Here is a 16,161-nt window from a genome sequence, read left to right as displayed (position 1 = left end):
CCCATCCCGAACAGGACCGTGAAACGACTCCACGCCGATGATAGTGCGGATTGCCCGTGTGAAAGTAGGTAATCGTCAGGCTCCCCAGCAGCAACAGAAACCCCACCCCGAAAAAGGTGGGGTTTCTGCGTTTACGGGCCTTAATCTGACTTGAACGAACAAGCGGGCTCCATCGCGAAGCGCGAGGGCCTCATATCGCTGACCTGTACTGCGATACGCATCTCAGTCCTTCAGCGACTCTCATCACCGCACATCCGATCGGCACCCATTCGACCTGGCAGCACAATACAAGCGGCGACGCCTCACACGTTGTCGTGTGCCGGTCACTACCTCCCCTGCGGCAGAAACCGCTGTAATCGCGGGACTGCTCCAGTCCCGTAAACGCATATCTAGCAATGTCTTGACTGCGATTGGGATCGTCAAACTGTGACGCGCAGCCGATCGGCGATGACCCATAACTCGAGTTTGTCAGCGCGGTTAATCGGGTGACCTGCGATACGTGCAAACACGAAGCGCGGATACGCGTCTGGATGGATGCCGTTAATCCTTGCGGTACCAACGAGCTATAGATTGCAATCGCGCGTTCGACTCGCAGTTGTCGATTTCGAGCCGACCGTTATCGCAACAGCGCATGGGCACTTCCCACCGGTTCAGTCCACAAAGAATGGTTCGGCTCGCGTCGGTTTTGCGCGAGAGCGTTTCCAGTGTAGATGCGACCCACGCATAGAATCGATCGAATAGCGGCCGCGCGTGTTCAGGACGATGCGCATGGCAGGTTTGCCCCGATCGCGTCCTCAATCCTGCATAGCGCGCCGATGCGCTCGAGCACCTCAGTGTCCAAAGCATTCGCGCGCTACGTGCAATTCATAGAACTGCCGTCACGAATTTGCCCAAAAGGTAGCCTCCGTGACACGCCCGGTTTCGCAGATGGCCTGTTAGTGAGCGCACGCGTCGGCGTCCAGCGTACCGCTGAATAAGCCAAGGTGATGCATGCGGATGCATGCCTGCCGATCCGACGTATAGGCAAACCATACCGCTGGCGGTGTCATATCGGCAGAGGGGCGATCATCGCGCACGTACGCCCACAAGAATCCGGCATTCGCCTGCCGTTACCCGGTGCACGCGTGTCGGAACCGGCGTGTCGTCAGCGTGCAATTTCATCGCCGCCATCACTTGACGGCGCAGCACTTCAACAAGCGGCCGCAGCAGTGTGAACAGCCCATTTCGCGAGCAGCGAGCGATCAAGCTCGACGCCTTCGCGTACATGACCGACGAGTCCGCGTTCAACGGGACGGCCGGGTGCAGACGCCTGCGAGACGTGGTCGCAACACGCGCACGCAAACTTCGGGCGCGCATGACAGACGACCCGGAAGCTTGTCGGCACATACTCAAGCTGTTCGGCCACGTCTTCGCCCAACAAATTCATCGCGCTGTCGCAGACTACGGGCGCGGATCCGCTCGCATGCTACGATGCTCTGCTCAATACGTGTGCATAAGATCGGAGACATAGATGCGTCCGGAGAGTGCCGCCCGTTTCGACGAACAGTTCGCGCCTCGCATCGCCGAGGCCATTGCCGCCTGCTTTGCGACCACTGTGCATACCGAAGTGCTGCCGTATGGCGGGCCGGGGCGTCCCACCCGCGTGCGGATTCATGCCGCGCCGCTCGCGGAGCTCGGCCATTACGCGCATCCGTTGAATCTCTATCTGACCTGGGACAGCGACGAAATCGAACGACTGATGGACGCGCGAGGAGAGGCGCGCTTCGTCAGCTATCTCGCCGCGCTGCCTCGCAAGCTAAGCGCCTGGACTCACGCGCGCGAACTGGATTTTCTGTCGCATACGCAGGGCGAACCCGTGGCGTTGATCGGCGGGCTCGATTTCGAGTCGTGAGCGGTGCGCGCAACGCGCGTATCGTAACGTGACGAATACGCTGAAAACAGGCGCCGCATGAAAAAACGGCCGCTGCGTGTCCCCCGGCAGCGGCCGTTGCTGTCGACGCGTTCGACAGGTGCTCAGTGCCCCAACGCTGGATCGCTCATGCTGCTCTTGCCTGTCTCGACGTGCCCCGCGAAGCGGCGCACGAACGCCGTGTCCGTATCGACCGTGATGGTCAGGTCGTACCAGCCATGCGCGTTGCGCAGATCGAGGTAGAGCTGATCGGTATCGCCGCCGCGCACCGAATGTTTGATCACGTGGTTCACATCGTACGCGTTGACGATCGTGAACTGGCAACGCGCGCTGCCCACGTTCGCGAGCCGCAGTTGCAGATTGCCGTTCGACACGTCGTAGCCCTCGGCGACTTCAGGCCGCGCGATGTCCGAGCCGTGCCAACCGTTGTGCGATGCGGGCTTGCCCGCGAAGCGGCGCAGAAAACCGTTCGGACCGTGTACCGTGAAATCGTAGCTGCCGTCCGCGTTCAGCGGCAACTGATCCTCCAGTCGCTTGCCTGATTCGACCGTATAGCTGCGCGGTGCATCGGCGCTCTGCGCGGCATACACGAGGAACACCGCGCCCGTGCGTCCCGTGTTGACGAAGCGCATCGCCAGCTTGCCGCTCGAACCTTCGCTCTGCACGCGCACGAACAGCTCGTACGGCAACGCGCGGGCGGGGCGCACGCCGGGCTCCTGCTTCGGCACCGTCTGAACGGCCGGCGGTTGCGGCACGTAATCCGGGTGGCGCTCCTGATCGGCCGGCACATAGGCGCTCGTGCTCGGCAGCGAGGGCGGCAGGGCGTTCGGGCTTTCGAAGTTGAATGCCGACATCAGATCGCCGCATACTGCGCGGCGCCATGGCGTGATATTCGATTCGCCGAGGTTGTGGTGCTGGCCGAAACGCTTTTCGATGAAGCGGATCACCGACGTATGGTCGAACAGTTCCGAGCAGACATAGCCGCCTTTCGACCACGGTGACACCACCAGCATTGGCACGCGCGGCCCGAGTCCGTACGGCGCCGCGGGCGTTTTGGAATCGCCCGGGTAGATTTCGTAAGCAGTGTCGACGGTGGACAGACCGCTGGCGTCCGACGACGCCGCGAACGGCGGCGCAATGTGATCGAAGAAGCCGTCGTTTTCGTCGTAATTGATCAGCAGCACCGTCTTGCTCCACACCTCCGGATTCGAGGTGAGAATCTGCAGCACCTGATCGATGTACCACGCCCCGTAGTTCGTCGGCCAGTTCGGATGCTCGGAATACGCTTCGGGCGCGACGATCCACGAGACTTGCGGCAGCGCGTTGCTCTGCACGTCGCGCTTGAGAATGTCGAAGTAGCCGTCGCCTTTCGCCGCGTTGGTGCCGGTGCGGGCGTTATCGTAGAGCGGATTGCCGGGCTGCGCGTTACGGTACTGGTTGAAGTAGAGCAGCGAGTTGTCGCCGTAATTGCCGATGTACGGGTTCTGCGTCCAGCCCCACGAGCCGTTCGCGTCGAGACCGTTACCGACATCCTGATAGATCTTCCACGAGATGCCCGCATTCTGCAGCACTTCCGGATAGGTGGACCAGCCGTAGCCGAGCTCGGAGTTGTCGATCACCGGGCCGCCGCCGCTGCCGTCGTTGCCGACCCAGCCGCTCCACATGTAGTAGCGGTTCGGGTCCGTCGGTCCCATCAGCGAACAGTGGTACGCGTCGCAGATCGTGAACGCGTCGGCGAGCTGATAGTGAAACGGGATGTCGTCGCGGGTCAGGTAGGCCATCGTCGTCGCGCTTTTGGCGGGCACCCATTGGTCGTTGCGGCCGCCGTTCCATGCGGCGTGCGTGCTGCCCCAGTCGTGCGCGAGATCCTGCAGGAATTGCAGACCCAGGTTCGGCGCAGTGGGGTGGAACGGCAGCACGTAACCTGCATTGGCGGCATCCGTCGCGAGCGGCTGATACCAGACCGGTTTGCCATTGGGCAGGTTGATCGCGCGGGTGTCGCCGAAACCGCGCACGCCCTTGAGCGTGCCGAAGTAATGGTCGAACGAGCGGTTTTCCTGCATCAGCACGACGATATGTTCGACGTCGTGGATCGACCCGGTGCGGTTGTTCGCAGGAATGGCGAGCGCATTGCGAATGCCCAGGGGCAGCATGCCCAATGCGGTGACGGAACCGGCAGCTTGCGCGGCGGAGCGTAGAAAATCACGGCGATTTTTTGAAGTCATGGTTTTGGCTTTCGATCTTCGGTTGACGAACGATGCACACAGCGCGCGTGAGGCTGAGCCGCGCGTCGTGTGCGGCGCGAAACTCAATCCACAGTGTGAATGACAGGCGTCGCGAGCGGTGCCGGCGCGACGGCGGATAGCGTTGCGCCAGCGTCGGATGCGGGCAGTGCCGGGGTTTGAATCGTGAGCGAGGGCGGTGCGGGCGTGGCTGACGACGAATTGCCGGGCAGCGCCGCGAATGCGGACGGGCTGCTGTTGCTGTCGTCGGCGGTGCTGTTGGTCGCGCCCAGCGTGTTCGTGCGGGCTGCGTCGTCGTCGTTGCCGCAGCCGCCGAGCAGCGCGCTTAGCGACGTGATGATCAATGCGCTCGTCAAACGTTTGCGCAGCAAAGCAGGAGCGGGCTTCGACTCGACGGACATGAGAATGTCTCCGGCACGGGGAAGGGGCGCCAGGGCATCCGTGTGCCGAGGTCAGCGATGCCGCAGCATAATCGCTTACCTGTGTAATTTTTATGAAGAGAACGTGCGGAGTTGGGATGTCGCTCATGGCGGCGTATTCGCGCTTGTATGTCGGCTGCGACGCAGTGAACTGAGGCTCTCTCTTTCCCTATCGGCCAACGCTTCCCAAAACAAACGCCTCGATCGCTTCATTCAACTTTTCCGGTGCATCCCGATGCGGAGAATGTCCGCCAGCATCGAGCTTGACGAGCCGCGCATGCGGCACGCGTGCGGCAATCGTATCGATCTGCGCCATCGTGCCGTAGTTGTCGTCATGCGCTTGCACCGCGAGCAGCGGCTGGCGAATCGACGCGAGTTCCGTCGCAATGGTCCATTGCCTGAACGCGGGGTTCAACCAGATATCGTTCCAGCCATAGAACGCGGAATCGACGTCAGCGTGATAGCGGGCGAGCTTGTCTCGCAGATTGGTGGTTTCATAGAGCCGCTTGGTCTGCGCGATGCTTTCCACCGAAATATCTTCGACGAACACATGCGGTGCGATCACTACCGCGCCAGCCAGTGCCTCGGGGTACAGCGCCGCGTACAGCAGCGCGATCGAGCCGCCGTCGCTATGGCCGATCACCCACATCCGTTTGCGCTCCTGCATCTCGACATTCAGCGCGTCGAGCAAAGCTGGAAGGATGTCGCGCGCCTGAGCGGTCATGAAGTCGACGGGCCATTTCATGTCATGCGCACGCGGCGTCGATAGCCCATAACCCGGACGCGAGTAGACCAGCCCCCGCATGCCGAGCCGCTCGCACAATACTTGCGGCCAGTCACGCCACATGGCGACCGAGCCGAGTCCTTCGTGCAGGAACACGGCGATCGGCGCATCGAGCGACGTTTCGTTGACCCAACGATATTCGATGCGCAGCGGCCCATGCGATACGGTAGCGGGCAGTTCGACGAAGTCTCCCGCCGTAGTGACAGCAGACGCGGCGGCAACGGTGGCGAGAGCGGGTTTCTCCATGGATCACCTTATGACAGTTCGCGCAGTTTGAAGCGTTGAATCTTGCCGGTAGCGGTTTTCGGCAGATCATCGACGAATACGATATCGCGCGGATACTTATGCGGAGCAAGCCGTTCCTTGACGAAGGCCTTCAACTGATCCCCGAGTATCTCAGACGGTGCAAACTCGCGCTTCAACACGACGAACGCTCGAGTCTTCACGAGCCCACCGTGATCGATACCGACCACCGCCGCTTCGAGCACCGCGTCGTGCTGAACGAGCACCATCTCCACTTCGACCGGCGAGACATACTGCCCGCTGACCTTCAGCATGTCGTCGCTGCGGCCCGCATAGACATAGCAGCCGTTCGGCAGCCGGCTGTATTTGTCGCCGCTGCGAATCCATTCGCCGAGAAACGTCGCGCGCGTTTTCTCGCGATTGCTCCAGTACATCAGCGCGGCACTCGGCCCCTTGATATACAGATCGCCCACTTCGCCATCGGGCACCGGCCGGCCGGCTTCGTCGCGCAGTTCCACTTCGTAGCCCGGCACCGGGCGGCCGGTCGTGCCGTATTCGACCGCGCCCGCGCGATTCGACAGGAAGATATGCAGCATTTCGGTCGAGCCGATGCCGTCGAGAATCTCTGCGCCGAAGTGCGCGGTGAATCGCTCGCCGATCTCACGCGGCAATGCTTCGCCCGCCGAGGTGCACACGCGCATCGCGACGTCGGCGCGCGCGGGCAGGTTGGGCGACACGAGCATGCTCGCGTACAGCGTCGGCACGCCGTAGAAAACTGTCGGGCGATGCCGCACGAGGCGCGCGAAAATCGCGTCGGCGGTAGGGCGCTCGGCCATCAGCACGGCGGTCGCGCCGACCGAGAGCGGAAAGGTCAGCGCGTTGCCGAGGCCGTACGCGAAGAACAGCTTGGCCGCGGAAAATACCACGTCGCTCTCGACGATCCCGAGCACCGCCTTCGCGTACAGCTCGGCGGTCCAATACAGATTCGCGTGCGTGTGGACCGTGCCCTTCGGTTTGCCGGTCGAGCCCGACGAATACAGCCAGAACGCGATATCGTCGCCACCGCTCGCGCAGCACTTGACGGCGGGCGCGGCGGCGTCGATCAGCTCATCGAGCCGGGGCGCATCCAGAGGCTCGCCGTCGAGCGGCTGCGAAACGATCAACGGGCAACTGTCCTGTTCGGCGCTATTTAACTGATCCAACGCCTGCGTGACGCCCGGCAGCAATGCACCCGATGCGATCACGGCACGCGCGTGGCTGTGCGTGAGCATGTACACATAGTCGGCGGCGGTGAGCAGCGTGTTCGCGACGACCGGCACGACGCCCGCATACAGCGCGCCGAGAAACGCGATCGGCAGCGCGACGGTGTCGAGCATCACGAGCAGCACGCGCTCCTCCGGATGCACGCCGAGCGTGCGCAACGCGCTCGCGAAACGCCGTGCGCGTTCTTCGAGTTCGCCGTAGGTGGTGCGGCCCGTGTCGTCGATGTAGGCGATCTTGCCGGCGCGTGCTTCGTTCAACTGAAACAGGTACGCGGCGAAGTTGAATAGCGCGGGCGGCGGGGCGACCGTCGCGGGGGAATGACTGGCGGCTGTTTCCAGCAGGGCTTCCATATGTCTCCTCCATCTGTGGGGGCGGTCTGGCCGTTGTGTGCTCTTGATCCGCGTAATGCCTGCAATACGTCCTGCGCCGCGTCGATCACATCGGCGACCATGCGCTGGGTGAGCCACGCGGTGGCCGTGGCGGGCTTGACGATCACCGGCACGCCCGACAGCAGCGCTGGCGCGGCTTTCTCCCGCAAGCCGCAGGACGGAAAGTTGAATGCGTTGATGAAGAGCGCGACGCCGCGCGTTCGGTCATGACGTTCTCACGCGGCAGTGAATTCGATCGCGCCTTGCGGCAACAGATACAGCACCAGCGCCTCACCATTCGCGACGGTCGGCCGATGCGCGGAGCCGGGGCCGTATACGCACCAGCCGGCCGGGTGGCCGTCGAAGGTCGCGCCTTCGGTGAGTGGCATGATCAGATCGATCTCGCCATGCGGATGAACGTGATGCGGACCGGCGATGTCCCGCATTTCGACCACGTCGACGGAAAAGCCGTGGGTCTCGGGCAAGGGCTTGAAGATGCGGCCGTAGCGAATGCCGCCGCCTTCGCGGTTGCACAACCAGCCTTCGGCGACACCGGTGCGGCACGCGTTCGCGAGATCGCGGTACGTCGCGCCGTCGACCGGGTAGGCGTCGTTCAACCACGCGGCGAGTCGGCCGTCGAGAGGCCGGCCGGCGAGTCGCCCGGTGACGCCCGCAATCAGGCGCTGGAATTCATGTGGGGACATACGACCTCCAGATAACGCGTTTGCAGATCGGCGGCGCCTGAGGCACCTGAATGCAGGCGTATTGCCGCCCCGTCTCCATGACGGTGCCGCGAACGTGCGACAGCGTTTGTTATTGCCTCGTTATTTGGCGAAAATTAACCGTTCACCCAGTGCGTGTCAAGCACTATAGTACATATATCGCGATCATGAGGTGGTAAAACATGAATCAAAAGTACTCTAACGCATCGCCGGATGAGGCCGCCGACGACGCGAGCCACCGCGAGCGAATCGAGCGTAGCGCCGAGCGCGAGGAGCGCGATCCGTTTCTCACGGCAATGGGCGAGCGCGTGCGGCTGCTGCGCGCGCGCCGCGGCATGACCCGCAAGACGCTCGCGACCGAAACCGGCTTGTCGGAGCGGCATCTGGCGAATCTCGAATCGGGCGTCGGTAATGCATCGGTGCTGGTATTGCGGCAGCTTGCGGCCACCTTGAACTGTCCGCTCGCCGAAGTGATCGGCGACGAAACCACCGCCTCCGCCGAGTGGCTGTTGATCCGCGAACTGCTGCATGGCCGCGATCAGGCGGCGTTGCAACGCGCACGTGTCGCGCTCGCCGAGATGTTCGCGCAGGCCCCGCGCGACCCGCATCGCAAGGACCGGATCGCGCTGATCGGTCTGCGCGGCGCCGGCAAGTCGACGCTCGGGCGGATGCTGGCGCAGGAGCGCAAAGTGCCGTTCGTCGAGTTGACGCGCGTGATCGAGCAGATGGCCGGCTGCCCGCCGTCGGAGATTCATTCGTTGTACGGAGCGAGCGCTTATCGCCGCTATGAGCATCGCGCACTCGAGGCCGTGATCCAGGAGCATGAGCGCGCGGTGATCGCGTCGCCGGGCGGGCTGGTGTCGGAGGCGGGTACCTTCAACGCGCTGCTGTCGCGCTGCTTCACGGTATGGCTGCAAGCGACGCCGGAAGAGCATATGCGCCGGGTCGTCGCGCAAGGCGATTTGCGGCCGATGTCGGGCAACAAGGAGGCGATGGACGATCTGAAGCGCATCCTGGCCGGACGCGGCGAACTGTACGGCCGCGCCGACATGGCTTTCGACACCAGCGAGAAAACCCTCGCCGACGCCTATCTGCAGTTGCGTGACCGTCTTGCCGCGCGGCTCGCCGCGGAATCGCCGGATGAGGCCCGGGTGGGCTGAGCTGCAGTGGACCGCCAGGGTTTACTAGCGAACATGCACTAAAGTGCTTTACATGGGTTTGGCAGTGCACTATTGTTCAAAAAACAAATTTTGCATCGTCCAGTCAGGAGACGCCCCATGTACACCGCAGACACCGCCATTGCGCCGGTCGACTACCGCACCGATCCGTCGCAGTACAAGCACTGGAAGCTGAGCTTCAACGGCCCGGTCGCAACGCTCGGCATCGATATCGCGGAAGACGGCGGCATCCGCGAGGGCTACAAGCTGAAGCTGAATTCGTACGATCTGGGCGTCGACATCGAACTGCACGACGCGATACAGCGCATCCGCTTCGAGCATCCCGAAGTCAGGACCGTGGTGCTGACGAGCCTCAAGGACCGCGTGTTCTGCTCGGGCGCCAACATCTTCATGCTGGGCCTGTCCACACATGCGTGGAAGGTCAACTTCTGCAAGTTCACCAACGAAACGCGCAACGGCCTCGAAGATTCGTCGCGGTATTCGGGTCTGAAGTTTCTTGCCGCGGTGAATGGCGCCTGCGCCGGCGGCGGCTACGAACTCGCGCTCGCTTGCGACGAGATCTATCTGGTTGACGACCGCTCGTCGTCGGTGTCGTTGCCCGAAGTGCCGCTGCTCGGCGTGCTGCCGGGCACCGGCGGCCTGACGCGTGTCACCGACAAGCGGCGCGTGCGTCACGATCGTGCCGACATCTTCTGCACGGTGGTCGAAGGCGTGCGCGGCGAACGCGCCAAAGCATGGCGTCTCGTCGATGAAGTCGTGAAGCCGAATCAGTTCGATCAGGCGATCCAGGCGCGCGCGCTCGAACTCGCCGCGCAAAGCGACCGCCCGGACGATGCGCAAGGCGTGATACTCACGCGTATCGACCGCACCGAGCGCGACGGCGGCCTGACCTACACCACGCTCGACGTCACGATCGATCGCGCGAAGCGCATCGCGACGTTCACAGCCAGGGCCCCGCAAACCGAGCCGCCGACCAGCATCGGCGCGATCGTCGCAGCCGGCGCAAACTGGTGGCCGCTGCAATTCGCCCGCGAACTCGACGACGCGATCCTGTCGATGCGCACCAACGAACTCGAAGTCGGCACCTGGATCTTCAAGACCGAAGGCGATGCGCGCAACCTGCTCGCCGCCGACGCCACGCTGATGCAGCACAAGGACCACTGGTTCGTGCGCGAGACGATCGGCCTGCTGCGCCGCACGCTCGCGCGCATCGACGTTTCGTCGCGTTCCCTGTTCACGCTGATCGAACCGGGCTCCTGTTTTGCCGGCACGTTCGCGGAGCTCGCGTTCGCCGCCGACCGCACTTACATGGCCGCGTTGCCGGGCAATGAAGACGAGGAGCCGGGCATCACGCTCACGGAAGTCAACTTCGGTCTTTATCCGCTTGTCACGCATCAGTCGCGGCTTGCGCGCCGCTTCTACGAAGAGGCTGAGCCGCTCGATGCGGTGCGCTCGCGCATCGGTGATGCAATCAAGCCCGTCGAAGCCGAGCGCCTCGGCCTCGTGACCGCCTCGCCGGACGATATCGACTGGGCCGACGAAATCCGTATCGCGCTCGAAGAACGCGCGGCGATGTCGCCGGATGCGTTGACCGGCCTCGAAGCGAATCTGCGCTTCAACGGGCCGGAAACGATGGAGACGCGCATCTTTGGCCGTCTCACTGCCTGGCAGAACTGGATTTTCAACCGGCCGAACGCAGTGGGCGAGAAGGGTGCGCTCAAGGTGTACGGCAAGGGCAGCAAGGCGCAATTCGACGTCGCGCGCGTGTGATGCCCACCTGAACCCGGCACCGCGCACCGACGCAACGCCACCTGCCCCGATACGCGCCTCTCACCGTCAGCACTGCAGCTTCCGCACAGGGAACCGACCATGTCAACGATCAACTACAGCGAAAAGATTCCGAACAACGTCAATCTCGCCGACGACCGCGCGTTGCAACGCGCACTCGAACAATGGCAGCCGAATTTTCTGTCATGGTGGGGCGATATGGGACCGGAAGGCTCGCACGGCTACGACGTCTACCTGCGCACGGCGGTGAGTGTGGATGCGGGCGGCTGGGCGCACTTCGATCACGTGAAGATGCCGGACTACCGCTGGGGTATTTTCCTCACGCCGGGCGAGCAGGATCGCACGATCCACTTCGGCGAACACAAGGGCGAGGCCGCCTGGCAGGATGTGCCCGGCGAGCATCGCGCGAATCTGCGTCGCATTATCGTGACCCAGGGGGATACGGAGCCGGCGTCGGTCGAGCAGCAGCGACATCTGGGGCTCACGGCGCCGTCCATGTACGATCTGCGCAACCTGTTCCAGGTCAACGTGGAAGAAGGCCGCCATCTGTGGGCGATGGTGTATCTGCTGCACCGCTATTTCGGCCGCGACGGACGTGAGGAAGCCGAAGCATTGCTCGGCCGCCGCTCGGGCGACGACGACAATCCGCGCATTCTCGGCGCATTCAACGAGAAAACGCCGGACTGGCTCGCGTTCTACATGTTCACCTACTTCACCGACCGTGACGGCAAATTCCAGTTGTCGGCGCTCGCGGAGTCGGGTTTCGACCCGCTCGCACGCACCACGAAGTTCATGCTGACCGAGGAAGCGCATCACATGTTCGTCGGCGAATCGGGCGTGTCGCGCGTGATCCAGCGCACCGCACAGGTGATGAACGAACTCGGTACCGACGACGTCGCGAAGATTCGCGTGGCCGGCGTGATCGATCTGCCGACCATCCAGCGCTATCTGAACTTCCACTACTCGGTAACGATCGACCTGTTCGGCGCCGATCATTCGTCGAATGCGGCGACGTTCTTTAGCTCGGGCCTGAAGGGACGCTATGAAGAGAACAAGCGCGACGACGATCACCAGTTGAACGGTCAAAGCTACAAGCTGCTCGACGTGCAGGACGGCAAGCTGGTCGAGCGCGAAGTGCCGATGCTCAACGCGATGAACGAAGTGCTGCGCGACGACTACATCAAGGATTCGGTGGCGGGCGTGGGGCGCTGGAACAAGGTGCTGGAAAAGGCCGGTATCGATTTCCGCATGACGGTGCCGCATAAAGCGTTCAACCGGCAGATCGGCACGTTTGCAGGCACGCGTGTATCGCCCGATGGTCGCGTGATCAGCGAAACCGAATGGGCCGCGAACGAAGCGAAGTGGCTGGCCTCGCCGGAGGACCGCGCGTTCGTCGCGTCGCTGATGGGCCGCGTCACGGACGCGGGCAAGTTCGCGAACTGGATTGCACCGCCCGCGATGGGCGTGAACCGTCAGCCGATCGATTTCGAATACGTGCGCTTTAACTGAAGCGAGCGCACGCGCAGCACACCCTGGTGGAGGAAGTCATGAACGGCCCAGTATCGATCGAAGTGCTCAGGCAACATCTGATCGATCCGGAAATCTGTATTCGCTGCAATACCTGCGAAGAGACTTGCCCGATCGATGCGATCACCCACGACGACAACAACTATGTGGTCAGGGCGGATATCTGCAATGGCTGCATGGCGTGCGTGCCGCCGTGTCCGACCGGTGCGATCGACAACTGGCGCACGGTGCTGAGGGCCGACGCCTATCCGGTCGAAGAGCAACTCACGTGGGACGTGCTGCCGGAACAGAACACGATGGCGGTGCCCGCCGCGGACGGACCGTCGGGCGCGAATGCGTCGGGCGATACGTCCGCGGACGCAAGCGGCATCGAAGTGGACACCGCGCGCGGCTCGGTCGTGCCGCCGTGGTCGGCCGCGAAGCCGTACGTGAATCTCTATACGCACAAGGCGCCGACTAACGCGACGGTGGTCGGCAACTACCGGCTCACCGACAGCACGACCGGGAGCGACATTCATCACATCGTGCTGGATTTCGGTTCGATGCCGTTTCCGGTTCTGGAAGGGCAGTCGATCGGCATTCTGCCGCCGGGCGCGAGCGCCGATGGCCGCACGCATCACGCGCGCCAGTATTCCGTGGCGAGCCCGCGCGATGGCGAACGGCCCGGCTACAACAACGTATCGCTGACGGTCAAACGGGTCTCGCAGCAACACGGCGACGCGATCGACGGCGTGTGTTCGAACTATCTGTGCGATCTGAAGAAGGGCGATGTGGTCAACGTGATCGGCCCGTTCGGTGGCACCTTTCTGATGCCGAACCATCCGAACTCGAATCTGCTGATGATCTGCACAGGCACCGGCTCCGCGCCGATGCGCGCGATGACCGAGTATCGCCGGCGGCGCCGTCTGAAAGGCGCGACGGGCAGGCTGATGCTGTTCTTCGGCGCGCGCACCAAGGAAGAACTGCCGTACTTCGGACCGCTGACGAATCTGCCGAAGGATTTCATCGATACGAATCTGGCTTTTTCGCGTACGCCGGGGCAAGCGAAGCGCTACGTCCAGGACGCGATGCGTGAACGCGCGGTCGACGTCGCGAACCTGCTCAGGGACGACAACACGCACATCTACGTGTGCGGACTGAAGGGCATGGAAGACGGTGTGCTGCAGGCGTTGAAGGAGATCGGCGAGCAGCATCAACTGGATTGGGACGCGCTGTGGGCGAAGCTGAAACGCGAAGGTCGGCTGCATCTGGAGACTTACTGACGCTGACACTGACGCCGCAGCCACCGATGCCGTGAATCAACGAAGGCCTCGTATACGTCCATGCATCATGAGCGTATGCGGGGTCTTCGTGTTCGTGCCTCATCGCGAAGGATCGGCCCCGTCCTCACGCCGCGAAGGCGACACCGCACCGCACGCGCGTATCACCAGTCGCACGACTTCCTCGGTGGTTGCATCGAACGCTTTTTGCGTCAATGCACGCTTGCCCTTGAGCGCGCGAACCTGCGCGTCGAAGTCGGCGTAGTGCTGGGTGGTGGCCCAGATCATGTACATCAGCGTTTGCGCATTCACCGGCGCGAGCAGGCCGCGCGCGATCCAGTCGTCGATCACTTTCACGCGGCTCTCGAGCCATGGCTTCACGCGTTCCGTGAGGATGTCCTCCATATGCTCCGCGCCGTGGATGATCTCGCTCGCCCACACCTTCGAACCGAGCGGCCGGCGGCGCGACAATGCCATTTTCGCGCGCACGTAACCGCCGATCGCTTCGACTGGGTCGTCGCTGCACTCGAACGTGTCGGCGGCCTTGTGCCAGTCTTCGAACAGATCTTCCAGCACGCGGCGGTAGAGTGCGAGCTTGGTCGGGAAGTAGTAGTGCACGTTGGCTTTTGGTAAGCCGGCACGCTCCGCGATCATCGCGGTGCTCGCGCCATCGAGTCCCCGTTCGGCGAAAACGGCCTCGGCGCACGCTAGCAGATGCGCTTCATTCGACTCGCGAATGTGCGCCTTGCGCCGCCGCAAAGGCGCGCGTGTTTGGTCGTTTTCCGTCATAGCGGCTGCCACGTCGTCGTCTCTCATGTTCGCCTTCGGCGGCATCGGTGCCGCGTCGCGCTTCATTCTAGTCGTTCGATGCGGGGTCCACACGTGGATTCGTCGCGCGCCGTCCGTTGTGCTGCAATGCAATGGCACGCTTCTCGCTCTGTATCTTCTGCGTTGTCTGACGAACGAAAGGCATTGATTTGGCGGGGCTAATCGTCTACAACCTGTCCAACTGGACAGGATTGAGAGAGCGGGCGGTGCCCCAGGGTTTGCCCTCTGTTTGAGAGGCGAACGAGCGCGTCGAACGTGCACCGCGACCGTGCGGACACGCCCCAAAGCCCGCCGCCGATGCACCAGTTTCATGTCGGTTCACCGAAAGGAGCGAGACGAATGAACGCGGTATCCGAAGCGCTGAAGCAGCACGCCGAGCCGTCGACGTCGATCAGGATCGACGGCAAGCGGCTGTGGGCAAGTCTCATGACGATGGCGAAGATCGGTGCGACGCCCAAAGGCGGCGTGTGCCGCCTTGCGCTCACCGATCTCGACAAGGAAGGACGCGATCTGATCGTCAGTTGGGCGAAGGAAGCCGGCTGCACGGTCAGTGTCGATCAGATGGGCAATGTGTTCATGCGCCGCGCCGGGCGCAATCCCGACGCGTTGCCGGTGATGACCGGCTCGCACGCGGACTCGCAGCCGACAGGTGGGCGCTTTGACGGCATCTACGGCGTGCTGGGCGGTCTCGAAGTGATTCGGAGTCTGAACGATCACGGCATCGAGACCGAGCATCCGGTCGAAGTCGTGATCTGGACCAACGAGGAGGGCTCGCGTTTCGCACCGGCGATGGTCGCCTCGGGTGTGTTCGCCGGCGTGTTTACGCTGGACTACGGCCTGTCGCGCAAGGACGTGGACGGCAAAACCATCGGCGAGGAACTCAGTCGCATCGGCTACGCGGGCGACGTGCCGTGCGGCGGCCGGCCCTTGCATGCGGCGTTCGAATTGCACATCGAACAGGGGCCGATTCTCGAAGCCGAACAGAAAACCATTGGCGTCGTGACCGATGCGCAAGGTCAGCGCTGGTACGAGATCACGCTGACCGGTCAGGAAGCGCATGCGGGGCCCACGCCGATGCCGCGCCGCCGCGACGCGCTGCTCGGCGCCGCGCGCGTGGTCGATCTGGTCAATCGCATCGGACTCGACAATGCGCCGTTCGGCTGCGCGACGGTCGGTATGCTGCAGGTCCATCCGAACTCGCGCAACGTGATTCCAGGCCGCGTGTTCTTCACTGTCGATTTCCGTCATCCCGACGACGCGGTGCTCGCGAAGATGGACGCCGCGTTGCGCCAGGGTGTCGCCGAGATCGCGAGCGGCATCGGCCTCGAAACCGAACTCGAGCAGATTTTTTACTACGCGCCGGTCGCGTTCGACGAAGCGTGCGTGAAGTCGGTGCGCGCGGCGGCGGAGCGCTTCGGTTACGCGCATCGGAACATGGTGTCCGGTGCGGGGCACGACGCGTGTTATCTGTCGCAAGTCGCGCCGACCTCGATGGTGTTCGTGCCGTGCGTCGACGGGATCAGTCACAACGAGATCGAAGACGCCACCTTCGAATGGATCGAAGCAGGCGCCAACGTGCTGCTGCACGCGATGCTCGAGCGCGCATGCGAGCCGGTTTCATAACGTTTTG

At 63.1% G+C, this 16,161-nt stretch carries 12 protein-coding genes and 2 pseudogenes; 6 read left to right on the top strand and 8 right to left on the bottom strand.

The window, feature by feature from the left end; genetic code table 11:
- Positions 1–419: 419 nt before the first annotated feature.
- Positions 420–1,438, bottom strand: a pseudogene (locus HV770_RS38670) (IS66 family transposase); the annotation flags it as partial.
- A gap of 72 nt (positions 1,439–1,510) precedes the next feature.
- Between HV770_RS38670 and HV770_RS16205 the strand changes: the two are divergent.
- On the top strand, positions 1,511–1,891 hold the full coding sequence (locus HV770_RS16205) for a DUF5594 family protein (protein ID WP_175161105.1): 381 nt from the start codon (positions 1,511–1,513) through the stop codon (positions 1,889–1,891).
- A gap of 122 nt (positions 1,892–2,013) precedes the next feature.
- On the opposite strand, the gene HV770_RS16200 is transcribed toward HV770_RS16205, so the two are convergent.
- The 6 genes and pseudogenes from HV770_RS16200 to HV770_RS16175 form a co-directional block, all read right to left on the bottom strand.
- Complete coding sequence (locus HV770_RS16200; protein ID WP_175161103.1) at positions 2,014–4,134, bottom strand: phosphocholine-specific phospholipase C; 2,121 nt, start codon at positions 4,132–4,134, stop codon at positions 2,014–2,016.
- 83 nt (positions 4,135–4,217) lie between these two features.
- On the bottom strand, positions 4,218–4,553 hold the full coding sequence (locus HV770_RS16195; RefSeq protein WP_175161101.1) for a hypothetical protein: 336 nt from the start codon (positions 4,551–4,553) through the stop codon (positions 4,218–4,220).
- A 187-nt stretch (positions 4,554–4,740) separates the two neighbouring features.
- Entirely contained in the window at positions 4,741–5,601 is an 861-nt protein-coding gene (locus HV770_RS16190; protein WP_175161099.1) for an alpha/beta fold hydrolase, read from the bottom strand.
- Between the two features lie 8 nt (positions 5,602–5,609).
- Positions 5,610–7,211, bottom strand: a complete 1,602-nt coding sequence (locus tag HV770_RS16185) for a benzoate-CoA ligase family protein (protein ID WP_175161096.1) — start codon at positions 7,209–7,211, stop codon at positions 5,610–5,612.
- Positions 7,212–7,288: 77 nt separating this feature from the next.
- Positions 7,289–7,450, bottom strand: a pseudogene (locus HV770_RS16180) (aldehyde dehydrogenase family protein); the annotation flags it as partial.
- A gap of 15 nt (positions 7,451–7,465) precedes the next feature.
- Positions 7,466–7,933, bottom strand: a complete 468-nt coding sequence (locus tag HV770_RS16175; protein WP_175161094.1) for a DUF4863 family protein — start codon at positions 7,931–7,933, stop codon at positions 7,466–7,468.
- Positions 7,934–8,133: 200 nt separating this feature from the next.
- On the opposite strand from HV770_RS16175, the gene HV770_RS16170 reads away from it, so the two are divergent.
- The 4 genes from HV770_RS16170 to boxA all read left to right on the top strand — a co-directional run bounded on the left by HV770_RS16170 (position 8,134) and on the right by boxA (position 13,706).
- Complete coding sequence (locus HV770_RS16170; RefSeq protein ID WP_175161092.1) at positions 8,134–9,111, top strand: helix-turn-helix transcriptional regulator; 978 nt, start codon at positions 8,134–8,136, stop codon at positions 9,109–9,111.
- Between the two features lie 117 nt (positions 9,112–9,228).
- Positions 9,229–10,899 (top strand): 2,3-epoxybenzoyl-CoA dihydrolase, encoded by a 1,671-nt coding sequence (gene boxC, locus HV770_RS16165; protein ID WP_175161090.1) that lies wholly within the window; start codon positions 9,229–9,231, stop codon positions 10,897–10,899.
- 99 nt (positions 10,900–10,998) lie between these two features.
- A complete protein-coding gene (gene boxB / locus HV770_RS16160; RefSeq protein ID WP_175161089.1) occupies positions 10,999–12,426 on the top strand; it encodes a benzoyl-CoA 2,3-epoxidase subunit BoxB in 1,428 nt (475 codons plus the stop codon).
- Between the two features lie 38 nt (positions 12,427–12,464).
- Positions 12,465–13,706 carry a benzoyl-CoA 2,3-epoxidase subunit BoxA gene (gene boxA / locus HV770_RS16155; protein WP_175161087.1) on the top strand — a complete coding sequence of 414 codons (1,242 nt, stop codon included), beginning with the start codon at positions 12,465–12,467 and terminating at the stop codon, positions 13,704–13,706.
- Positions 13,707–13,805: 99 nt separating this feature from the next.
- On the opposite strand, the gene HV770_RS16150 is transcribed toward boxA, so the two are convergent.
- Positions 13,806–14,558, bottom strand: a complete 753-nt coding sequence (locus tag HV770_RS16150; protein ID WP_175161085.1) for a TetR/AcrR family transcriptional regulator — start codon at positions 14,556–14,558, stop codon at positions 13,806–13,808.
- Positions 14,559–14,870: 312 nt separating this feature from the next.
- On the opposite strand from HV770_RS16150, the gene HV770_RS16145 reads away from it, so the two are divergent.
- Complete coding sequence (locus HV770_RS16145; protein WP_175161083.1) at positions 14,871–16,154, top strand: Zn-dependent hydrolase; 1,284 nt, start codon at positions 14,871–14,873, stop codon at positions 16,152–16,154.
- The last annotated feature ends 7 nt before the right edge of the window (positions 16,155–16,161 follow it).

The sequence above is a fragment of the Paraburkholderia fynbosensis genome, from assembly GCF_902859935.1.
Taxonomy (GTDB): domain Bacteria; phylum Pseudomonadota; class Gammaproteobacteria; order Burkholderiales; family Burkholderiaceae; genus Paraburkholderia; species Paraburkholderia fynbosensis.
Note: the sequence above shows the minus strand (reverse complement) of the source record. Positions and strands in the feature narration are given on the sequence as shown.